Annotated in this window: 26 protein-coding genes; 14 read left to right on the forward strand and 12 right to left on the reverse strand. The window is 71.4% G+C overall.

The genetic code is table 11. The annotated features are described in order from the left end of the window. The 11 genes from PV363_RS05420 to PV363_RS05470 all read left to right on the forward strand — a co-directional run. Positions 1-505: FCD domain-containing protein (locus tag PV363_RS05420; RefSeq protein ID WP_301021833.1), on the forward strand; the 505-nt coding region annotated here is incomplete at its 5' end. A 77-nt stretch (positions 506-582) separates the two neighbouring features. After that, a complete protein-coding gene (locus PV363_RS05425) occupies positions 583-1,116 on the forward strand; it encodes a MaoC family dehydratase (protein ID WP_220341018.1) in 534 nt (177 codons plus the stop codon). Further along, the gene (locus tag PV363_RS05430) at positions 1,113-2,153 is read left to right on the forward strand and encodes an LLM class flavin-dependent oxidoreductase (RefSeq protein WP_301021834.1); all 1,041 of its coding nucleotides are present in this window, start codon (positions 1,113-1,115) and stop codon (positions 2,151-2,153) included. The genes PV363_RS05425 and PV363_RS05430 overlap by 4 nt, the downstream gene beginning before the upstream one ends. Next, positions 2,150-3,394 carry a CoA transferase gene (locus PV363_RS05435; protein ID WP_220346753.1) on the forward strand — a complete coding sequence of 415 codons (1,245 nt, stop codon included), beginning with the start codon at positions 2,150-2,152 and terminating at the stop codon, positions 3,392-3,394. The genes PV363_RS05430 and PV363_RS05435 overlap by 4 nt, the downstream gene beginning before the upstream one ends. After that, positions 3,391-4,761, forward strand: a complete 1,371-nt coding sequence (locus tag PV363_RS05440; RefSeq protein ID WP_301021835.1) for an MmgE/PrpD family protein — start codon at positions 3,391-3,393, stop codon at positions 4,759-4,761. The genes PV363_RS05435 and PV363_RS05440 overlap by 4 nt, the downstream gene beginning before the upstream one ends. After that, on the forward strand, positions 4,758-5,969 hold the full coding sequence (locus PV363_RS05445; RefSeq protein ID WP_301021836.1) for a Rid family hydrolase: 1,212 nt from the start codon (positions 4,758-4,760) through the stop codon (positions 5,967-5,969). Before PV363_RS05440 ends, PV363_RS05445 begins: the two co-directional genes overlap by 4 nt. Before the next feature lies 1 nt (position 5,970). Continuing rightward, on the forward strand, positions 5,971-6,468 hold the full coding sequence (locus PV363_RS05450; RefSeq protein WP_220341014.1) for a MaoC family dehydratase N-terminal domain-containing protein: 498 nt from the start codon (positions 5,971-5,973) through the stop codon (positions 6,466-6,468). Continuing rightward, positions 6,465-6,911 carry a MaoC/PaaZ C-terminal domain-containing protein gene (locus PV363_RS05455; RefSeq protein WP_301021837.1) on the forward strand — a complete coding sequence of 149 codons (447 nt, stop codon included), beginning with the start codon at positions 6,465-6,467 and terminating at the stop codon, positions 6,909-6,911. The genes PV363_RS05450 and PV363_RS05455 overlap by 4 nt, the downstream gene beginning before the upstream one ends. Further along, on the forward strand, positions 6,908-8,053 hold the full coding sequence (locus PV363_RS05460; RefSeq protein ID WP_301021838.1) for an acetyl-CoA acetyltransferase: 1,146 nt from the start codon (positions 6,908-6,910) through the stop codon (positions 8,051-8,053). Before PV363_RS05455 ends, PV363_RS05460 begins: the two co-directional genes overlap by 4 nt. Further along, a complete protein-coding gene (locus tag PV363_RS05465) occupies positions 8,050-8,490 on the forward strand; it encodes an OB-fold domain-containing protein (protein WP_220346747.1) in 441 nt (146 codons plus the stop codon). Before PV363_RS05460 ends, PV363_RS05465 begins: the two co-directional genes overlap by 4 nt. Beyond that, entirely contained in the window at positions 8,487-9,647 is a 1,161-nt protein-coding gene (locus PV363_RS05470) for an acyl-CoA dehydrogenase family protein (protein WP_220341010.1), read from the forward strand. The genes PV363_RS05465 and PV363_RS05470 overlap by 4 nt, the downstream gene beginning before the upstream one ends. A 65-nt stretch (positions 9,648-9,712) precedes the next feature. On the opposite strand, the gene PV363_RS05475 is transcribed toward PV363_RS05470, so the two are convergent. The 4 genes from PV363_RS05475 to PV363_RS05490 all read right to left on the reverse strand — a co-directional run bounded on the left by PV363_RS05475 (position 9,713) and on the right by PV363_RS05490 (position 12,728). Next, a complete protein-coding gene (locus PV363_RS05475; protein WP_301021839.1) occupies positions 9,713-10,735 on the reverse strand; it encodes a zinc-dependent alcohol dehydrogenase family protein in 1,023 nt (340 codons plus the stop codon). Positions 10,736-10,879: 144 nt separating this feature from the next. Then, on the reverse strand, positions 10,880-11,443 hold the full coding sequence (locus PV363_RS05480) for a hypothetical protein (RefSeq protein ID WP_220341008.1): 564 nt from the start codon (positions 11,441-11,443) through the stop codon (positions 10,880-10,882). 41 nt (positions 11,444-11,484) lie between these two features. Further along, positions 11,485-12,177: an anti-sigma factor gene (locus PV363_RS05485; RefSeq protein WP_220346745.1), complete on the reverse strand. Its 693-nt coding sequence runs from the start codon at positions 12,175-12,177 to the stop codon at positions 11,485-11,487. After that, positions 12,174-12,728, reverse strand: coding sequence for a sigma-70 family RNA polymerase sigma factor (locus PV363_RS05490; protein ID WP_220341006.1), 555 nt, complete (start codon positions 12,726-12,728; stop codon positions 12,174-12,176). Before PV363_RS05490 ends, PV363_RS05485 begins: the two co-directional genes overlap by 4 nt. A gap of 84 nt (positions 12,729-12,812) precedes the next feature. On the opposite strand from PV363_RS05490, the gene PV363_RS05495 reads away from it, so the two are divergent. Together PV363_RS05495 and PV363_RS05500 are read left to right on the forward strand one after the other, a co-directional pair. After that, complete coding sequence (locus PV363_RS05495; RefSeq protein ID WP_220346744.1) at positions 12,813-13,397, forward strand: hypothetical protein; 585 nt, start codon at positions 12,813-12,815, stop codon at positions 13,395-13,397. Further along, positions 13,394-14,188, forward strand: a complete 795-nt coding sequence (locus PV363_RS05500; protein ID WP_220346743.1) for a glycosyltransferase family A protein — start codon at positions 13,394-13,396, stop codon at positions 14,186-14,188. The genes PV363_RS05495 and PV363_RS05500 overlap by 4 nt, the downstream gene beginning before the upstream one ends. Here PV363_RS05500 and PV363_RS05505 read toward each other — a convergent pair. From PV363_RS05505 to PV363_RS05540, 8 genes are all read right to left on the reverse strand, one after another. Further along, positions 14,131-15,027 (reverse strand): prenyltransferase, encoded by an 897-nt coding sequence (locus PV363_RS05505; RefSeq protein WP_220341003.1) that lies wholly within the window; start codon positions 15,025-15,027, stop codon positions 14,131-14,133. The two genes, PV363_RS05500 and PV363_RS05505, sit on opposite strands and share 58 nt — an antisense overlap. Next, the gene (locus PV363_RS05510) at positions 15,024-15,335 is read right to left on the reverse strand and encodes a lycopene cyclase domain-containing protein (protein ID WP_220341002.1); all 312 of its coding nucleotides are present in this window, start codon (positions 15,333-15,335) and stop codon (positions 15,024-15,026) included. Before PV363_RS05510 ends, PV363_RS05505 begins: the two co-directional genes overlap by 4 nt. Continuing rightward, positions 15,332-15,688, reverse strand: coding sequence for a lycopene cyclase domain-containing protein (locus PV363_RS05515; RefSeq protein WP_220341001.1), 357 nt, complete (start codon positions 15,686-15,688; stop codon positions 15,332-15,334). The genes PV363_RS05510 and PV363_RS05515 overlap by 4 nt, the downstream gene beginning before the upstream one ends. Further along, complete coding sequence (gene crtI / locus PV363_RS05520) at positions 15,679-17,256, reverse strand: phytoene desaturase family protein (RefSeq protein ID WP_301021840.1); 1,578 nt, start codon at positions 17,254-17,256, stop codon at positions 15,679-15,681. Before crtI ends, PV363_RS05515 begins: the two co-directional genes overlap by 10 nt. Beyond that, a complete protein-coding gene (locus PV363_RS05525; RefSeq protein ID WP_220365549.1) occupies positions 17,253-18,140 on the reverse strand; it encodes a squalene/phytoene synthase family protein in 888 nt (295 codons plus the stop codon). Before PV363_RS05525 ends, crtI begins: the two co-directional genes overlap by 4 nt. Continuing rightward, positions 18,137-19,195 (reverse strand): polyprenyl synthetase family protein, encoded by a 1,059-nt coding sequence (locus PV363_RS05530; protein WP_220340998.1) that lies wholly within the window; start codon positions 19,193-19,195, stop codon positions 18,137-18,139. The genes PV363_RS05525 and PV363_RS05530 overlap by 4 nt, the downstream gene beginning before the upstream one ends. Next, complete coding sequence (gene idi / locus PV363_RS05535; protein WP_220340997.1) at positions 19,192-19,743, reverse strand: isopentenyl-diphosphate Delta-isomerase; 552 nt, start codon at positions 19,741-19,743, stop codon at positions 19,192-19,194. The genes PV363_RS05530 and idi overlap by 4 nt, the downstream gene beginning before the upstream one ends. Before the next feature lie 147 nt (positions 19,744-19,890). Beyond that, a complete protein-coding gene (locus tag PV363_RS05540) occupies positions 19,891-20,058 on the reverse strand; it encodes a hypothetical protein (RefSeq protein ID WP_220340996.1) in 168 nt (55 codons plus the stop codon). 136 nt (positions 20,059-20,194) lie between these two features. Between PV363_RS05540 and PV363_RS05545 the strand changes: the two genes are divergently transcribed. Then, positions 20,195-20,992: an SDR family NAD(P)-dependent oxidoreductase gene (locus PV363_RS05545; protein ID WP_301021841.1), complete on the forward strand. Its 798-nt coding sequence runs from the start codon at positions 20,195-20,197 to the stop codon at positions 20,990-20,992. The last annotated feature ends 98 nt before the right edge of the window (positions 20,993-21,090 follow it).

The raw sequence follows: 21,090 nt of genomic DNA on the forward strand, positions 1-21,090 counted from the left end.
CGGCACGTTCGTCCGCCGCGTCGAGCTCCGCCAGGTCAGCAGCTATCTCGAGACCAGCCTCGGGCTCATGTCGGGCAGCGCCGACATCGACGTCGAGCAGATGCTCGAGGCGCGAGAGATCCTCGAGGTCCCGGCGGCCAGGCTGGCCGCCGAACGCCGGCAGGAGGACGACCTGACCGCGTTGAGAGAGGCGGTCGAGCGCGAGCGGCAACGACGCGGGCGGGGACGCCGCTTCGAGGAGCACCGCCACTTCCACGCGCTGGTGCTCCAGTGCTCGGGCAACGCTCTGCTGGAGGTGATGACGGAGCCGGTCTTCGGCGTCCTGCAGTCGACGTTCCTCGACCCCGACGTCGACCCCCACTTCTGGACCGACGTCGATCACGACCACGAGACGATCCTCGCCGCGATCGAGGCGGGCGACGCCGACGCTGCCGGCCGGGCGATGAGCGAGCACCTGGGGCGACTCCGCGGCAGCTATCGCGACCCACGCCCGGACCAGCGCTGAGCAACCGACGCCTTGACCTTTGAATCGTCTGACATTTAGGGTCCAGGCAGCACGCAACTTCGACCGAGAGGGTGACGATGAGTCACAAGCAGGGATGGACCGGACGATTCTTCGAGGACTTCGAGATCGGTGACGTCTATCAGCACCCGCTCGGCCGGACGGTGACCGAGAACGACAACACCTGGTTCTCGCTGCTCACGATGAACACCAACCAGATGCACTTCAACACCGAGTACGCCAAGAAGTCCGAGTTCGAGAAGCCGCTGGTCGTCTCCACGCTGACGGTCGCCATCGCGGTCGGCCAGAGCGTCACCGACATCACCCAGAACGCGTTCGCCAACCTCGGCTGGGACGAGATCCGGATGACACACCCCGTCTTCGCCGGCGACACCCTGTTCAGCGAGTCGCTGGTGCTCGAGAAGCGGGAGTCGGCCAGCCGTCCGCACGCCGGCATCGTCACCGTGCGGACCCGGACCCTCAACCAGGACGGCGACGAGGTCTGCTCCTTCAAGAGGACCTTCTACGTCTACCGCCGCGGCGCCGAGCAGGTCGAAGACACGTTCCCCGCGGGCAAGACGCCGCTGTCGCTCGACACCGAGAGCGCTCGATGAGCCTGCGGATCACCTACCAGCCCTGGGGCGAGACCCTCGCCGAGCTGGTCGAGGCGGGGCGTCAGGCCGAGGACGCCGGAGCCGAGGTGCTGTGGAGCTCCGAGCTGCACCGCAGCGCGACCGTGACCGCGGCGGCACTCGCCACCGGCACCCGTACGGCACGCGTCGGCACCGCGATCACGCTCGCCTTCACCCGCAGCCCGATGATCACCGCCCTCGAGGCCCTCGACCTCGACGAACTCTCCGGCGGGCGGTTCGTCCTCGGGCTCGGCACCGGTGTCCAGCGCCTCAACGAGGACTGGCACAACGTCACCTTCGGCAAGCCGGTCCCCCACCTGCGCGAGACCGTGCGCAACATCCGGCTGTTCTGGGAGAAGTCGACCAGCGGCGAGACGATGGAGGCCGAGGGCGACTGGGAGCCCATGCGGATCCGCGGCTACGAGCGGCCGTTCGCCGTCACCCGACCCGACATCCCCGTCTACCTGGCGGCGATGGGTCCCTTCATGATGCGGCTGGCGGGCCAGATCGCCGACGGGTGGATCAGCCACGAGCTGTGCTCGCCGAAGTACCTCGCCGAGCGGCTGCTGCCCGAGCTGGAGACCGGCATCGCGCGCGCCGAGGGCAAGACCCGTGACGATCTCGACGTCGTCGTGTCGGCGTGCTGCTCCGTCGACACCGACGGTGGCCGGGCACGCCGCCGGGCCGCCGGCGGCGTCGGGTTCTACGCCACCGTCAAGACGTACGCGGAGATGTTCGAGTTCCACGGCCTCGGCGAGGCTCAGCAGCGGGTGATCGAGACCTTCCGCGCCGGGACCGGTGCCGACTACCTCGCCGACGTCGTCGGCGACGAGATGGTCGACGCGCTCACCCTCGCCGGGACGCGTGACGAGGTCGTCGCCCGGGTCGCCGAGTACGACGGCGTGGCCGACTCGGTCAAGCTCAGCCCACCCACCCACGGCATCGATGCTGCGGAGACCCGTACGGCCCAGGCCGCGATCATCGACATGATCGCCGAGTTCACAGGAGCACGTCGATGAAGCCGCTCGAGGACATCCGCGTCATCGCCGTCGAGCAGTACGGCGCCGGGCCCTTCGGCAGCGTCCATCTCGCCGACCTCGGTGCCGAGATCATCAAGATCGAGGACCCACGCGCCGGGGGCGACGTGGGGCGGTACGTGCCGCCGTACGCCGACGGTGAGGACTCGCTGTTCTTCGAGACGTTCAACCGCAACAAGCGCAGCCTCTCGCTGGACCTGACGACCGAGGCCGGCCGGGAGGTGTTCGAGGACCTCGTCAAGGTCTCCGACGTCGTCTATTCCAACCTGCGCGGCGACGTGCCGGCCAAGATGCGGATCACCTACGACGACCTCAAGCACCTCAACCCGGCCATCGTGTGCGTGTCGCTGACCGGCTTCGGGATGACCGGGCCGCGCAGCACCGAGCCCGGCTACGACTACATCCTCCAGGGCCTGGCCGGCTGGATGGACCTCACCGGTGAGCCGGACGGTCCTCCGACGAAGTCGGGGCTGTCCATGGTCGACTACTCCGGCGGGTTCGTCGCCGCCCTGTCGCTGCTCGCCGGCGTGCACGCCGCACGTCGCGACGGTGTCGGGATGGACTGTGACGTCAGCCTCTACGACACCGCGATCGCGATGCTGACCTACCCGGCGACCTGGCACCTCAACGCCGGCTTCACCCCGGAGCGCACCCGTCACTCCGCCCACCCGTCGCTCGTGCCGTTCCAGGTGTTCGAGGCCTCCGACGGCTGGCTGGTCGTCGGCTGTGCCAAGGAGAAGTTCTGGACGCGACTGGCGGCCGTCGTCGGACACCCCGAGTGGGCCGAGCACGGGTCGCCGTACGGGACGTTCGCGTCGCGCCGGGAGAACCGTGACGAGCTGGTGAAGACGCTCGAGGACATCTTCCGCGGCCGTACGGTCGACGAGTGGCTGCCCGAGCTCTATGCCGCGTCGATCCCCTGCGGGCCGATCAACGACGTGGAGGCGGCGCTCACCGAGGAGCACACCCGGGCGCGCAACCTCGTGGTCACCACCGACCACCCCCGCTACGGGTCGCTCGAGCAGCTCGCGTCGCCCGTCCGGGTCGGATCGGAGACACCCGACTACCGCCGGGCACCGCAGCGCGGTGAGGACCTCGACGCGATCGCCACCGAGATCCTCAAGCTGTCGGCCGCCGACGTCGCGGCGCTCCGGCGCCGTGGTGCCTTCGGCGACGAGCCCGAGGGGCAGGACCCGGACGCGACGGCGGCAGCAGCACGATGAGCACCGCTCGCACGCTCGCACGCTGGGGACTGCAACCTGTCGGCGCGCCCGGTGACGTCGAGCAGGCGGCCCTCTGCCACCTCCTCGACGGCCTCGGCGCCGCCCTCGCCGCCCGCCGGTACGGCAGCGTGGAGGCCGCGGTCGAGGTCGCCGCCGGCCTCGGCGGCCCCCCGGAGGCGAACGTCATCGGAGTCGCCGCGCCCGTCGGTGCTCCGGCAGCGGCGCTGGCCAACGGGGCGATGGTCCACGGTCTCGACTTCGACGACACCCACGCCGGCGGTCTCGTCCACGCCACCGCGGTCGTCCTCCCGGCCGCCTTCGCGGTCGGGCAGCAGGTCGGCGCGAGTGGCCGTGAGGTCCTGGACGCCGCCCTCGTCGGCTACGAGACCGTCTGCCGGGTGGCCGCCGCCGCGCCGCACGGGTTCCACGCGCGCGGCCTCCACGCCACGATGGTCGCCGGCGTCTTCTCCTCGGCGCTCGTGGCCGCGCGGCTCCTCGGACTCGACGAGGACGCGGCGACCGACGCCCTCGGCATCGCCGGCAGCCAGGCCGGCGGGCTCCTCGCGTTCCTCGGCACCGACGCCAGCACCAAGCAGCTGCACCCGGGCCTCGCGTCCCACTCCGGGATCCTCGCGGCGCGCCTCGCGGCCGCCGGCGCGAGCGGACCCGACACCGTCCTGGACGGTCCGCACGGGGTCTACGACGCCCTGTCCGCCGTCGAGGCCGATCCTGGGTCGGTCGTCGCGGCGCTGGGCGAGCGGTGGGAGACGGTCAGGATCGGGATCAAGCCCTACCCGGCGTGCCAGCTCATGCACGCCACCCTGGACGCCGTCGCCGACGCCGCCGCGACGGTGCCGTTCGACGCGACGCAGGTCGCCGCCGTCGTCGCCGACGTCCATCCGGACTCCGCCCCGACCGTCTGCGACGAGCGCCGTGACCTCGCTCGACCAGGGTCGCCGTACGCAGCGAAGTTCTCGCTCCCCTGGACCACCGCGGCGATGATCGTCGACGGCGCCGTCGGTCTCGCGACGTACGAGGGCGACTCGCTCGCACGCCCGGAGGTCGCCGCCCTCGCGGAGAAGGTCTCGTGGCAGACGAGCGCGCGTGCCGGCCACGCGGCGGATGCTCCGGGTCGGGTCGTCGTCCGGCTGGTCGACGGCCGCGAGATCACGGGGACCGTCGCGGCCAGCTCGGGCACCACCGCGAACCCGATGTCGGTCCGGCAGATCCGTGACAAGTTTCTCGCCAACGCGGGGCCCGGCGGCGACGAGGTGGTCGACGTCGTCACCCACCTGGCCGACCAGCCGTCCCTCGATGGTCTGTTCGCAGCGCTCCACACCGCATCGGTCCCAGGAGGCCACCCATGACGCTCAGCGCCATCCGCCCACCGTCGTTCCCGTGGTTCCCGTACGAGGGGTTCACCTTCTGCCTGGGACTGGCCGAGGGCGAGACCGCGTGGACGTCAGGGCACACCGCCGCGTCGCACGACCCGGCGATCGGCAAGATGACGGTCGGCGGCAGCATGGAGCAGCAGGCGCGGACCGCGTACGAGAAGGTCCTGACCATCCTCGCGGGCGCAGGCCTCGGCCCCGGTGACGTCACCCGCATCACCGAGAACGTCACGCTGGCCGGGCTGCCCGAGTACGAGGCGGCCGCCGCCGTACGGCGTGAGCTCTTCGGCGAGCACCAACCGACGCTGCGCACGGTCGTCGTCGACCGCCTCGTGCGGCGCGCCGCGCTCCTCGAGGTCGAGCTGCACGCGGTCGCCGGTGGCGGGACGGAGCTGCGCGCCGCCAGCGAGGCTCGCGATGCCGGGACGTGGGCGGCCTCGCCCGTCCGCGAGGGCCACGACGGCGCGGTGTACCTGCCGACCATGATCCCGGTCGACGCCTCCGGAGAGGTGGTCGCACCCGGCGACTTCGTCGGCCAGTACCGCTACTGCCTCGAGCAGGCCGACGTGCTGCTGCGGCAGGCCGGGCTGTCGCTGGACGACGCCGTCACCACCTACGACTACTCCACGCCCGAGACCCGGTCGGTGTACCGGAAGACGCACCGCGTCCGCAAGGAGCTGCTCGGCGGCGCCGGCGTCTATCCGGGGGCCGGCGGGATCCTCATGAGCCGGCTGCACCACCCCGGTCAGCTCGTCGCGATCGACGTCACCGCCTCCCGTCATCCGCTCGAGCTGGTCAACCCCGGCTGGTCGCGCTACGACACGCTGACGTACGCCCCGGGCGTGCGCGCCGGGCGCACCCTCTACATGTCCGGGTTCGCGGCGCTCGACATGGAGACGCAGGAGGCGCTGCACCCCGACGACATCGGTGCGCAGGCCGAGGCGACGTACGGCGCGATCCTCCACCTGCTCAAGCACGAGGGCCTCGACGCCACCCACCTGCTCGAGACCACCGAGTACTGCGTCGAGTCGGCCCTCCCGGACTACCGGGCCGTGGCCGCCGTGCGCGAACGCCTCCTCTCCCCACCGTGGCCCGCGTCGACCGGTGCGATCTGCGCGGGGCTGCTGCGACCCGAGTTCCTCCTCGAGGTGTTCCCGACCGCGCTCTACCCCGAGGAGGGCTGACGTGGGTCTGCTCACCGACGAGGTCCGGTCGCTGATCGGCACCCGCCGCGTCTACACCGCGCCGGAGCCGATGGGCGCCGCGGCCGGACGCTACTTCTCCCTCGCCGTCGGCGACGACAACCCGCTCTACACCGACGCGACGTTCGCCCGCGACCACGGCCTGCCCGGCGTCACGCTGCCGCCGACGCTGATCTGCGAGACGAACCAGTACGCCGGGCTGCCCGCGGACGCCGAGGGCTATGCCGGACACACCTGGGGACTGAGCGTCCCCGACACCCGTCAGGTCCGAGGCGGCAACCGCTACACCTTCGGGCGCCGCGTCCGACCCGACGACGTCGTCACGGCGACGTGGGAGATCACGGACGCGACCGAGAAGACCAACCGTGCCGGCGCGGACATGCTCATCGTCTCCTCGACGGCGACCTACACCAACCAGGACGGCGACTTCCTCGCCGAGAACACCGAGACGATCATCTTCATCGCCCTGGGGGCCGCATGAGCACGCCGACCTCTCCCCCGGCGGTCGGCCAGCCGGTGCCGCCGCTGGAGCGCACGATCACGCTGACCGACATGGTCGCCTACGCTGGCGCCACCTGGGACTGGCACCAGCTGCACTACGACCCTTCCTACGTCGCCGAGAAGCGGCTCCCGGGTCCGGTCGTCGACGGCCAGGTGTTCGGGGCGCTGCTGGTCGAGATGCTCCAGGACTGGCTCGGCCCGGACTCGTTCGTGCAGACGATCGACTTCACGTTCCGCAACCTCATGTTCGCCGGCGAGACGGTCCGGTGCGAGGGCCAGGTCGTCGCCGTCACCGAGGACACCGTCGAGGTCGCGATGAGCGCGACGATCCTCGGCTCGGACGGCGTCGACGACCGCTTCGCCGTCCGCCCCGCGTCGGCTCGGGTCCTGCTCGGCCGCGCCGACGGGACCGGCCGCCCGTGAGCGGCGTCGCGATCGTCGGTGCCGCCGAGTCCGACCTCGGCGTCACCGGGCTCTCGATCCTCGGCCTCCAGACCCAGGCGGTCACCCGGGCGCTCGACGACGCCGGCCTGACGCTCGCCGACGTCGACGGGATCGCGACGACCGGGGTGTCGCGCTTCTCCGCCACCCAGCTCGCCGACTACTTCGGCATCGTGCCGACGTGGACCGACTCCACGTTCGCCGGCGGCAGCGCGTTCGAGATGTTCGTCGCGCGCGCCGCCCAGGCGATCGAGGCCGGGCAGTGCGAGGTCGTGGTGATCTCGTTCGCGTCCAACCAGCGCTCGGCGCGCTCGCGCCGGCTCGGTGGCGTGCACGATGCGTGGGTCCCCGAGGCTCAGTTCGAGGAGCCGTACGACGTCCTCTATCCGTTGTCGTACTACGCGATGGCAGCGCGGGCCTACCTCCACCGCTACGGCGGCACCCGCGAGCAGCTCGCCGAGATCGCGGTCGCGGCGAGGGAATGGGCGCTGCTCAACCCGAAGGCGTTCCGCTACGGCAAGGGACCGCTGAGCGTCGCCGACGTGGTCGGGTCGACGATGATCTCCTCGCCGCTGACCGCGGCCGACTGCTGCCTGGTCACCGACGGTGGAGGAGCGGTCGTCCTCACCTCGGCCGAGCGGGCTCGCGACCTGCGCCAGAAGCCGGTCCACGTGCTCGGCTACGGCGAGCGGACCACCAACACGTCGTTCACCGCCGTGGACGACCTCACCCGCCCCGGCGCGATCGGGTCCGGTGCCGACGCGTTCGGGCGCGCCGGGATCACACCGGCCGACGTCGACGTGCTCGAGGTCTACGACTCGTTCACGATCACCGCCGCCCTCAGCGTCGAGGCGCTCGGGTTCTGCGGACCCGGTGAGGTGCTCGACTACATCGCCGACGGCCGGATCCGGCCCGGCGGCGCCCTGCCGCTGAACACCAACGGGGGCGGCCTCTCGTACTGCCATCCCGGCCAGTACGGCGTCCTGCTGCTGGTCGAGGCGGTCCGCCAGCTGCGCGGGGAGTGCGGCGACCGCCAGGTGCCGGGCGCGGAGGTCGCGGTCGCCCACGGGACCGGCGGCATCCTCTCCACCCATGCGACCGTCGTCCTGGGAGTCGACCGATGAGCGAGCAGAGCCACTGGGTCCCCGCTGAGGTCCCGCCCGCCGACGAGGTCACCGGCCCGTGGTGGGACGCCACCCGTGAGCACCGCCTCACCGTCCAGGAGTGCGGCGAGTGCGGTCACCGGCAGCATCCGCCGCGTGCTCTCTGCACCGGGTGCTCGTCGACCCGGTCCCTGCGACCGGTCGACACCGACGGCACGGCAGCGGTCGACTCGTTCACCGTCGTCCACCGTGCCCCCCGCCCCGACGTCCCGGTGCCGTACGTCGTCGCCCGCGTGCGGCTGCCCGAGGGGCCGCTCCTCCTCACCCGTCTCGACGGCCGCGACGACCCGGAGGCGTGGACGATCGGCGACACGGTCACCGTCGCGTGGACCGACCTGCCCGACGGCCGCGCCCTCCCCTGCTTCCGACCTATCGACCGCAACGAGGAGTCCCGATGAAGTTCGAGCTCGACGAGGACCAGCGTGAGTTCAAGGCGCTGCTGCGCCAGTTCGTCGACCGCGAGATCGTCCCGGTCGCCCGCGACTGGGAGCAGTCCGGCCGCTACCCCACCGAGATCGTCGACGGCATGAAGGACATGGGCCTGTTCGGCATCACGGTGCCCGAGGAGTACGGCGGCCTCGACCTCGACCCCGTGTCCTTCGCGCTCGTCTTCGAGGAGATCGCCCGGGGCTGGATGGGCGTCGCGGGGATCCTCGGCAGCCATTCGCTCGCCTGCCGCCTGATCGCGATGCACGGCACCGAGGACCAGAAGCGCGCCTATCTCCCCGACCTCGCCACCGGGAAGCGGCGCAGTGGCATCGGCCTCACCGAGCCGGACGCCGGGACCGACCTCCAGGGCATCCGGACCACCGCCCGACTCGACGGCGACCACTACGTCGTGAACGGGTCCAAGATGTGGATCACCAACGCCCGCTACGCCGACCCGCTCCCCGTGCTGGTCAAGACCGACCCGTCGGCGTCTCCGGCGCACAAGGGCATGAGCGTGCTCCTCATCGAGGCCGACACCCCAGGCTTCGAGGTCACCAAGGACATCCCCAAGCTCGGCTACAAGGGCACCGAGTCCTGCGAGATCCTCCTCGACGACGTACGCGTGCCGGTCGGTCAGCTGGTCGGCGGGGTCGAGGGCCGGGGCATGCAGCAGGTCCTCTCCGCCCTCGAGTGGGGCCGCGTCAACATCGCCGCACGGTCGGTCGGGATCGCACAGCGAGCACACGACGAGGCCCTCGCCTACGCCGGCGAGCGCAAGGCGTTCGGCAGGCCCATCGCCGACTTCCAGGCGATCCAGCTCAAGCTCGGCGAGCTCGGCACGCAGGTCCAGGCCGCCCGTCTGATGGCCTACTGGGCTGCCGACGCCGTCCGCAGCGGACGGGCCGACGGTGCCACCGGCATGGCCAAGATCTTCTGCTCCGAGGTGGCGCTGCAGGCGGCGATCGACGCGATGAAGATCCACGGCGGGTACGGCTACTCGACCGAGTTCGAGGTCGAGCGCCTCTATCGCGACTCCATCCTCATGAGCATCGGAGAGGGGACCAACGACATCCTCCGTACCGTCGTCGCGAAGTCGCTGATCGCCGGCGAGACGGTCGTCGGATGACCGCAGCTGCGGCCAGGTCGGGAAGCTGACCGCGACCCTCGCCGCGGTCGACCGCCGCTACCCGATCAGACGGTGAGGAAGGCCTTGATCGCCCGGCGCTGATCCATCGCCTCGTACGCCGCCGCAGCGTCCTCGAGCGGGAGGCTCAGGTCGAACACACGACCTGGGTCGATCTCGCGTCGCCAGATCAGGTCGATCAGCTCGGGCAGGAAGCGGCGCACCGGTGCCGGCCCGCCGTGCAGGTGCACGTCGGCGAAGAAGAGCTCGTCCCCGGGCAGGCTCACGTCGTGCGAGACACCGACGTATCCGACGTGTCCCCCGGGCCTCGTCGATCGGATCGCCTGCATCATCGACTCCTGCGTGCCGACGGCCTCGATCACGGAGTGCGCCCCCAACCCGGAGGTGAGCTCCTTGACCTTCGCGACCCCCTCGTCACCGCGCTCCTCGACGACGTCGGTCGCCCCAAGCTCGCGGGCGAGGGCCTGGCGGTCGGCGTGCCGGCTCATCGCGATGATGCGCTCGGCGCCCAGACGATGCGCAGCGAGCACACCCAGCAACCCCACTGCCCCGTCACCGACGACGGCCACCGTCTTCCCCGGCGCCACCTCTGCCGCGACGGCGGCGAACCACCCCGTACCCAGCACGTCGGAGGCGGCCAGCAGGCTGGGCAGGAGCTCGGCCGGGGGCAGGTCGGGAGTCGCGACCAGAGTCCCGTCGGCGAGGGGGATCCTCGCCCGTTCCGCCTGAGTCCCGATCCCGCCCATCCCCACGGCGTGGACGCAGCGCGACTGGTAGCCCGCCGCGCAGATCTCGCAGGTGTTGTCGGAGGCGAAGAACGAGCCCACGACGAACTGGCCGGGCCGCACGTTGCTGACGTCGGGACCGACCTCCTCGACCACGCCGACGTACTCGTGGCCCATCGGCGCCGGTCCCTCGACAGTCTCGACCCCGCGCCAGGGCCACAGGTCGGAGCCGCAGACGCAGGTGGCCGAGACGCGGATGATCGCGTCGGACGGCTCGACGATCGTGGGATCGTCACGGTCCTCGACCCGCACGTCGCCCGGTCCGTACATCACCACACCACGCATGCCCGCTCCCCCCAAGGTCCACGACAACACCGACGCGGCCGCGCCTCCGTGGTGGAGACGCGGCCACGCGGATCGGTCGATACGCGCAGGTCCTGCCTCAGACCGCTCGTACCATCAAGCACCCAGGGTGCTTGCTCAGCAACCTCAGAAGCGTGCGAACGGACGCGGGGTCGCGTAGCCGAAGGTGTCGCCCGCACTGAAGGCGTGGACACGGAACGTCGCGTTCAGCGCCTGCGCAGCCGTCTTCGTCAGGGTGAGACGCACGACGCCGAGGCCGGGACGGCTCGAACGACGGATCTTGAAGAGATTGACACGCCCGGCGTTGCCGATGGAGCCCGAGACCTTGCCGCTGACCCGGAGGCGCTTCAGGTCGATGGTGAAGCGCCGCAGGGCGATCGTTCGCGACCCGGCGGTCAGGCTGATCCCGCCGCTGTGCTTGATCTTGAGCGTGCGGAGCGAGGCGTTGGTGATCGGGAAGCGCGCCGCCAGCGTGTTCTTGTAGGCGAAGGCCTTGGCCCCACCGACAGGAGCAGGCGTGATGCCGGCCCCGGCGACGAGCTTGTAGACGGCGGGTGCGACGGTGACCTGCGTGTAGCCCACCTTGGGCTTCTGCTCGGCTGCCTGGGCCGGCGTCGCCGTGCCGACGGCGACGAGCCCGAACGTCGCGGCGAACGCTGCGAGCGCGCCGGCGAGTTTTTGCTTCTTCATGGGAGTTCCTCCAGATCGATGGCGAGAATCGTGCCTACCCACTACTTCGTTGCAGAGGGAGGTTTGGATGCCTCGGGCGTGTAGTTAGCGCGCAGCACCGAGGTGATCGAGTGGCCCGGGTCGCCGTCGTCGCTCTCGAGGCTGACGTCCAGGGCGTGGTAGCGCTCGACGAGGTCGCGCGCGACCTCGAAGGCGGTGACGCCATCGGGGTCGACGACGCCGAGCGCGAGCATCTTGTCGGTCGCAGGCTCGAACAACCACGCGTAGTAGTAGTCGCCGCGCGCGGCTCGCGGGAGGTCGCGGGTGGTGATCGTCATCCGGACCGCGCCGGCGCCCTCGGTCATCACCACCCGGCCACGTGCCGAGCCGTCGACCGGCGCCAGCGCAGCCGTACGGCGGGCGGTCGGCGTGGAGCCTTCGGAGCCGCCCTCGACGAGGGGGATGACCGCCGCGCCCGCGACGACGAGCGCGGCCGCCGCCACCAGGACGGCCGGTCGACGCCACCGTGGTCGGGCGGGCGTCACCGTCAGCGGAGGGACCCACGGGGTCTCCATCGGCTCCCCGGGACGCAGCGCACGCATCGTGGCCGCCAGCAGCCCGTGCCCGGTCACCAGGGCGACGAGCTCGTCCCGGCACTCGTCGCACGCCTCCAGGTGACCGCCGAGCTCCAGCACCTCGGCATTGGTCAGCTCACCGCGCAGGAGCCCGACGTGGTCCGGGTGCTCGGCGCTCATCGCGCGGCCTCGTCGGAGGCGCGCATGATCTGGCCCAGCCGTCGGGTCCCCCGCGAGGCACGCGCCTTGACCGTCCCCAACGGCACGTCGAGCCGTACGGCGATCTCCCGCTGCGTCAGCTCGCGGAAGTAGGCGAGCTCGAGCACCGTGCGCTCGTGCTCGGGCAGCCGGGCGACGGCCCATCGCACGTCCGCGGCGTCCGCGAACCGGTTCACCGTCTCCCTCCCGTCGTCGCCGACGAGATCGCGGGCGAGGTCCATGTCGACGACGACGTGGCGTCGAGCCCGCAGCGTGTCGACCGCCCGACGGTGAGCGATGGTGAACAGCCACCCCGTGAACCGCTGCGCCGGGTCGTAGCGCGCAGCGCTGCGCCAGACGTCGAGGAACGTCCGCTGGAGCACGTCCTCGGCCTCGTCCCGGCCGACGAAGCCGGTGACATAGGCCAGCACCACGGGTGCGTAGCGTTCGTAGGCGTCCTGGAGCGCGGTCTCGTCGCGGTGTGCGAGGCGCAGACCGATCGACTGACCGACGACATCGGCGGCGAAGTCCATGCTCTTGGTTCGGAGCGGGTCGGCTGGTGGATGTGCGCCGAGGCTGAATTTCTTCGACTACCTGCTGGCGGCTACGGTCGGGGCATGGCCAGTGCTCAGCCGATCCGGCGCACCGCGACGCCGGTGATCGGGGACGCCGTCCGCTTCGCTGCGGCGGTGAGCGTGGTCGCCGGTGTCTTCGCCTACGGGGGCCTCGGCGGCGCGCTGTTCTTCTTCGTGCTGGGGGGCACGATGATCCCGCGAGCCCTGGGAGCCCCGGCAGCGCTCGACCTCTCCTACTGCCTCGCGATCCTCGTCGCGGCGTGGGCCGCCCAGCTCGACTGGTACGTCGCCGTGAGCTGGCTCGACCTGGTCGTGCACACCGCTGTCACGGGCCTGGTCGCAACGGTCGTGCACCTCGCCCTGGTGCGGCTCAACGCCGTCGCCCCGGTGGACGACCCGCAGCTGCGACGGGCACGCCTCGGCAGCGCGCTCGTCACCACGGCGCTCGGCGTGGCGCTCGCGACCCTGTGGGAGCTCGGAGAGTGGTTCGGTCACACGCAGATCGACGAGAGCATCCAGGTGGGATACCACGACACGCTCGGCGACCTCGCCGCCGGCACGGTCGGCTCCGTCGTGGCCGGGATCCTGCTCGCACGCGGCCTGCTGCTCGCCGGAGCGCGCCGGTGACCTCACAGGCCCCCAGGCTGTCCGCTCCGATCTCGGTGTCGGTCGTCATCCCCGTACGCGACGACGCCGTGGCGTTGGAGGAGTGCCTGCGGCGCCTGGCCGACCAGACGCTGCCACCGACGGAGGTGGTCGTGGTCGACAACGGCTCGAGCGACGACAGTGCCGCCGTCGCCCGCGCCCATGGTGCCCGCGTGGTGGTCGAGCCGAAGGTCGGCATCGCACCGGCGACGGCGGCGGGGTACGACGCGGCGACGGGTGAGATCGTGCTCCGCTGCGACGCCGACTCCGTCCCGGGTCCTCGGTGGGTGGAACGCCTCGTCCGCCACCTCGTCGACGACCCGCGACTCCACGCCGTCACGGGGCTGGGCAGGTTCTACGACCTCCCGCGCGGCCTCGGGCGGATGAGCGCCGTCATGTACCTCGGTGCCTACTACCTCTTCACCCACCTGGCCCTCGGGCACACGGCTCTGTGGGGGTCCAACATGGCGTTCCGGCGCGCGACCTGGCAGGAGATCCGCGACGGGGTCCACCGTGACGCCGACGTCCACGACGACATGGACCTCGCCTTCGTGCTGGGCCCGGCCCGGAGAATCCGGCTCGTGCCGGTCTCGGTGGGCGTGTCGGGACGCTCCCTGCGCGGGGGCAGGCAGCTACGACGCCGCCTGGACCGGGCACGCACCACGCTCGCGCTCAACTGGAGCGTGCAGCCCCCGTGGCTGCGCTGGCGCGACCGCTACCAGCCGATCGCCGCGAGGATCAGCAGCTGGGTGACGAGGAAGCCGGTCAGGTAGTTCAGCCAGAGGAACCGGCGCCACCCCGCGTTCGCGCGCTCGCAGTCGACGTCGCTCAGAGCGTGGTACGGGGCGGCGTTGACGAGGTAGGGCACGACCAGCACCGCCGCGAGCGTGTAGGGCCACGGGAGCGTGAGGAGCAGCAGGCCCGAGACCACGTAGGCCCCGAGCGCCACGCGGACCGTCCCCGCAGCACCGAGCCAGGTCGCCGTCGACGCGATCCCGCCGGCGCGGTCGGCCACGATGTCCTGAACCGCCCCGAAGGCGTGCGACCCGATGCCCCACAGGAAGAACGCCAGCAGCGCGGCGACCACCGTGGTGGAGAACGAGGCTCCCGCCACGGCGACCCCGAAGCACGCCGGCCCGGCGAAGTGGGTGCTCGACGTCAGCGAGTCGAGGAACGGGCGTTCCTTGAAGCGCAGCACGGGCACGGAGTACGCGACCACCGCGAAGACGACGACCGCGAGCACCGCCGAGGACGCCGGACTGCCGAGGACGACGAGCGCGACGAGGAACGGCAGGTTGGTCACCGCTGCCGCCACGATCGTCGTGCGGTGGACCGCGCGGTCCAGCACGACCCCCTCCACGCCGCCCTTGCGCGGGTTGCGCACGTCCGACTCGTAGTCGAAGACGTCGTTGACCCCGTACATCAGCAGGTTGTACGGCACCAGGAAGTAGAGGACGCCGAGGACCAGCGTGAGGTCGACCCCGCCGCCGGCGAGCAGGTAGGCGGCACCGAACGGGTAGGCGGTGTTGACCCAGCTCAGCGGACGCGACGACGCGACGACCTGGCCGAGCACGCGCTGTCGCTCTCGTCCGGAGCCGACGGTGGCGGTCACGACTCCTCCCCCGGGTCGCCGAGGAGGAGCGCGAGGCCGGGCAGCGCCAGCGCCGCGACCACGGGCCACGTCAGGTCCTCGACCGGCGCGAGCCAGATCCGTACGCCGGAGATCTGGCCGTCGCCGTAGCGGAAGAGGTCGGCGGCGATCATGATGCTGTCGAAGACGACGGTGAGCACCATCAGGACGAGCATCGTCAGCCCCGTCGCCCACCACCAACGAGCCGTCGGCCGACGTCGGAGCACACCGGCAGCGAGCACCGCCAGCGACAGGGCGATGAAGGGCACGGCAAGCTCGGCGTGCGTCATCGTGCGCTCTCCTCTCGCACCCGGGCGGCGACGCGGGGAGCCGGCGCCAGCACGCGCAGGAGCAGCCGGTGGAGCACCATCGTCAGGTAGCAGAAGAAGACGACGAAGAAGATCTCCTCCAGCGGGAGCTCCGGCAGCACCTCGAGGCCCGTCATCGCCGGTGACCCGCCGCGCTCGTAGATCCCGGCCTCGATGGCGGCCAGGTCCCAGCCGAGGAAGAGAGCGGCGCCTGCGCCGACCAGGGCGAGCGCCCGTCCGGGCCGGCCTGCGAAGAGGAACAGCCGCCAACGCCGGTCGACCAGTCCCATGCAGAGCATCGACACGACGACCGCCACCAGGTAGCTCAGGCCCATGGTGCCTCCGTCTCTGCGAGGGGGGTCGTCGACCGGTCGCCCCGCACGCGCTTGATCACCAGCTCGGCGCTGATGAGGCACATCGGCAGACCGACCCCCGGGATGGTCCCGGCACCCGCGTAGAGCAGCCCCGAGACCTTCTTGGAGGAGTTGCCGGCGCGGAAGAACGCACTCTGCCGCAGCACGTGCGCGGGCCCGAGGGCGCCCCCCGACCAGGCGTTGAGATCGGTCGAGAAGTCGCCCGGCCCGATCGTCCTGCGAACCACCACGCGCTCGGCGAGATCGGGCACCCCGGCCCACGCGGCGATCTGGGCGATCGCCGCGTCGGCGGTCTTCTCGACCATCGGGTCACCGGAGCCGTCGACCCCTCCCCGCCCGATCGTCGGGTCGGCCGGCACGGGGACGAGCACGAAGAGGTTCTCGTGCCCGGCAGGCGCGACCGAGGGATCGGTCGCCGACGGCTTGCACACGTACGCCGACGCGGGGTCCGGGACACGGGTGGGCTGGTCGAAGATGTCACCGAAGTTGCGCGACCAGTCGCGGGTGAAGAACAGCGAGTGGTGGGCCAGCTCCGGCAGCTCGCCGCGCACGCCGAGGCACGCCAGCACCGCGCCTGGGCCTGGATCACGCTCCGCCCACCAGTCCTCGGGATAGGTCTGCAGGTCCGGGGGGACCAGGCGGGTCTCCACGTGGTGCAGGTCGGCCGCCCCGACGACGAGATCGGCCGGGAGAGTCCGACTCCTCCCGTCATCGCCGCGGACCGTCACGCCGCTGACCGACGGGCGGCGCCCCGTCCGGTCGACCTCGACGGCCGTCGCTGTGGTCGACGTCGAGATCTGGACACCCGCGCGGGTCGCGATCCCCTCGATCGCGTCGATCAAGGTGGTGAAACCGCCCTGCGGGTAGAGCACGCCCTCGTCGAGGTCCATCGAGCTCATCAGGTGGTACAGGCTGGGTGCGCGGTCGGGCGCGGTCCCCAAGAAGACCGCTGGATATCCGAGCACCTGCCGCAGCCGGCGGTCGGAGAACCGCGCGGCCACGTGCGACTCCAGCGAACGGGTGAGCAGGCCCGCGAGGCGCGGGCCACGGCGCACGACGTCCGGGGCCAGCAGCGACGCCTTCGAGGCGAACGTCCCGTAGAGGAACCGGCGTACGGCGAGGTCGTAGGCCTCACGCGCGGAATCAAGATACGCGTCGAGTGCCCGGTCGGCGCCTTCCTCCAGCGATCCGAACGTGGCGAGGTTCGCCGCTCGGTCGGACCGGATCTCGAGCGACTCGTCCTCACCCTCGAAGAACACACGGTAGGCCGGGTCGAGGCGCACGAGGTCGAGCTGCTCGGCCGACGAGGTGCCGAAGAGCCGGAAGAAGTGGTCGAAGACCTCGGGCATGAGGAACCAGGACGGTCCGGTGTCGAAGGTGAACCCGTCCTTGCTCCACTGCCCTGCGCGACCACCGACACGGTCGTTGCGCTCGACCAGCTCGACGCTCCATCCCTCGCGAGCCAGGAGGGCCGCCGACGCGAGACCGGCGATGCCACCCCCGATCACGACGGCGTGACCGCCGCTCACCGCCCGCTCCTGGCGAGGGCTCCGGCGACGACACGAGCCTTCACCGGCGCCGACAGCCTGACGCGCTGCTCGCGGATCTGCACCGCGGGCGTGCTTCGTAGGCGCACTGCCAGCTCGCCGAACAGCGCCCGCGCGACATCGACGGCTCGGCGGCAGTCCGCCGGGAGGCCGGCGATGGCGGCCGCAGCGACGCGAAAGTCGTCGTCGATGTCGTCGAGGATCGCGTCACGCTCGCCGTCCGACAGGGACGACGGGTCCAGGCCCGGGAAGTAGGAGCGCCCGAGGTCGTGGTGGTCGGCCGCGAGATCCCGCAGGAAGTTGATCTTCTGGAACGCGGCCCCGAGCCGTCGAGCACCTGGGGAGAGCCCGTCGTAGGCAGCCTGCCCGTCGGGGACACCGCGCAGGAACGCACGCAGGCACATCAGTCCCACGACCTCGGCGGAGCCGTAGACATAGGTGGCGAAGCTCTCGGGGTCGTGGGTCACCGGCTCGAGGTCGACGCGCATCGACGAGAAGAACGGCGTCACCACGTCGAGCCCGATGCCGCACCTGTGCGCGGTGCGCGCGAAGGCGTGCACCACGAGGTTGGCGCTGTGGCCGCGCTCGAGTGCTACCTCCGTCTCCGCCTCGAGCGCGTCGAGCAGGGCTCGGCGCTCCTCCGCGCGGGCGCCCGAGCGAGGGGCGTCGACCACCTCGTCGGCGATGCGCACCAGGGCGTACACGTTCTTGACGTCGGTCCGCACCCGGTCGCCCAGAAGGCGGGTCGCCAGGGCGAACGACGTCGAGTAGCGGCGGATCACCAACGCTGCGCTCTCGTCGGCGACCGAGTCGTAGAGGTCCGAGGCCGAGACACCGGACGGCGACCCCGAGACCAGCGCGGTCACGCCGCACCGACCTTCGGGCGCGCAGGGACGCTGGCGAGCCACGTCAGCACGGGCGCGTCGACCCCGATGTCCGCGGCCTGCTCGAGCCCTGCCCGGAGATGGTCGGCGGCGACCTGCTCCACGTAGGCGCGGGACCCGCAGGCCTCCAACGCCGACCGGACGAGCGCGGCGTCGTCCTCGGTGATCTCCAGGTTGCCCCAGTAGGGCTCGACCTGGGACCACGACGAGGTGCCGCGGGCGTGGACGAGCAGCAGCGTGCACTTCCCCTCACGAAGGTCGGCCGTACGACTCTTGCCCGTCTCCCCCGGGTCGCCGTACGTGCCGGCGAGGTCGTCGTAGAGCTGGAAGGCGATGCCGAGCAACCGACCCGCCTCGCACACCTGCGCCACCACGTCCGGCGCTGCACCGGCCAGGACGGCCCCGAGCTGCATCGGGAGGACGAAGGAGTAGGCCGCCGTCTTGTGCTCGGCGAGCTCGAGCGTCTCGACGACCGTCGGCCACTCACCACCGACCGACAGGCGTACGTCGGTGAGCTCGCCGGCGGCTGACGCGGAGGACGCCTGGCTGACGAGGTCGAGCACCTGCTGTCGGACGTCGGAGGGTGCCGGCGTGGTGGCGATCGCGCGGAACGCCGCGCTGAGTGCCAGGTCGCCGGTCAGGACGGCACCGGCCAGCGCGTACGTGTCGGCCCGCTCAGGGGGCGAGCCCGCATCGCGAGCCGCGCGGCGGAACCGTCCCGGAATGCTCGGGCGGCCTCGACGCACGTCGTCGCCGTCGATGACGTCGTCGTGGATCACGAAGGCCGTGTGGAGCAGCTCGACCGCCGCGGCGGTCTGCGCGACCGCGGCATGAGCACCGCCGCCGAGCGAATGGTGCACGCCTGCGAGGAGGTGTGGGCGGAAGCGCTTGCCGCCGGTCACCGCGTCGTCCAGGGCTGCGCGGAGCGCGTCCCCGTCGACCCCGCCCGAGCCGCCTGACCAGAGCTCGGCGAGGTGTCGGGCCACCTCGGCGTCGAGTGCGGACGAGAACTCTTTGGCTCCGCCTTCGGCGCTCATCGGGTACGCACCCACGGCGACCGGTCGGCACGGTGGAGCTGGTCGACCTGCGCGACCATCCACGGGCTGACGGTCCACGGTGCCACCGCGACGACCTCGAGAACCTCGTCGAGGTGGACCCACCTCCACTCCTCGACCTCGGCGGGATTCGGCTCGATGTCCCCGTCGCAGACGGCGGCGAAGACCGGGCAGAGCTCGTGCTCGACGACCCCGGCCGGATCGACCGCACGATAGACGAAGTCGTGGAGCAGAGGTGTCAGCTCGCGGATCGGGACGCCCAGCTCGTGGTCGGCGTAGCGATGGACCGCCGTCTCGATCGCCTCGTCCGGTCGCGGATGCCCGCAGAAGGAGTTCGTCCACACGCCCGGCCAGCTGCGCTTGCCGACGGCTCGGCGAGTCATGAGGAGGCGCCCCTCCTGGTCGAACAGGTAGCAGGAGAACGCCAGGTGCAACGGCGTGGAAGCATCGTGCACCTCCGCACGCGGGGCAACACCCGCTGGTTGATGATCCTCGTCAAGGAGGACGACCAAGTCGGCCCAGTTGCCCATCAAACTCCCGTTCGTCGATTACTTGATAGATAATCTAACTAATTGTGCCTCCATTTTCCATCGTCGTCCGAAACCTGGGAGCCCGCACCACGCCACGCCACGCTGCTGCCCACGGCGCGCGGGACACCGACGCCGATGCGCTGCCGCTCAGCCTCCCTGCTCGAGACCCGCGACGCCGAAGGCCACCACGGACGCGAGCACAGCCGCCCCCGTCGTGACGACGTACGCCGCCACCCGGCGTGCGCGGCGGTTGCGCTCCTCGTACAGCGCGGCGGCCTCGTCCACGGACAGAGTGTCCTTGTTCTCCATCGTCACCTCACCCCCTCTGCGGATGTCGATGAGACGCCGTTACCCATCCCGTACTGCGCCAACCGTGAGGCGCCGACAATGAGGCGCCGACCGTGCCGCGCCCTCGTGCGTGGCCGGCCTGGGTCGTGGGTACCCAGCCGTCATGAGCACTCCCACCGCCCCTTCCCGCCCGCTCGGCGTCGTGACCGGCGCATCGAGCGGCATCGGGCGCGCCCTGGTCGACGAGTTCGTCGGCGCGGGCTTCGACCTCATCGCGGTCTCCGACGAGGACATGACCGACGACATCGCCCGGTCGGGCCTGGGCGAGCACGTGCGGCCGCTCACCGCCGACCTGGCGACACCCTCCGGCAACGACGACGTGGTGGCTGCCCTGGGCGCCGGCCGCCGACCGGTGTCAGCCGCCGTGCTGAACGCGGGGGTCGGTGTCCACGGCCGCTTCGACCGCGCCGACCTTGCCGACCACCTGCGCGTGGTCGGCGTCAACGTCGTCTCACCGGTCCGGCTCGCGCACCACCTGCTCTCGGGCATGGTCGCCCGGGGCGAAGGGCGCTTGATGGTGACGTCGTCGATCGCCGCGGACGGGCCCGGGCCCTTCCAGTCGACGTACGCCGCGTCGAAAGCCTTCCTCACGTCCTTCGCCCAGGCTCTGAGGTACGAGATGCGAGGAGCCGGCGTCACGGTGACGTCGCTCGAGCCTGGCCCCACCGACACGCGCTTCTTCGCCCGCGCCAAGATGGAGGAGACCTGGCTGGCACGCGGGCCGAAGGCGGACCCGGCGACGGTGGCACGGGAAGGCTTCGCCGCGATGATGGCCGGCAAGCGGCGAGTCGTGAGCGGGTCGAAGATCCTCAAGGTGCAGAGCATCGTCACCAGACGCCTGCCGGGGGCGGTCTCGGCCCGCTTCCAGGCGCCCCTGGCCAGGCCGCGCGGAGATCGCTGAGGTGGCCACGCCACCAGATCCCCCCACCGGGCGCCCGACGGCGTATCATCGTCACCGAAGCAGCTGTCCGGAGATTCACGAGGACATCGACATTCGTC

It is taken from the genome of Mumia sp. (genome assembly GCF_028803055.1).
Taxonomy (GTDB): Bacteria; Actinomycetota; Actinomycetes; order Propionibacteriales; family Nocardioidaceae; genus Mumia.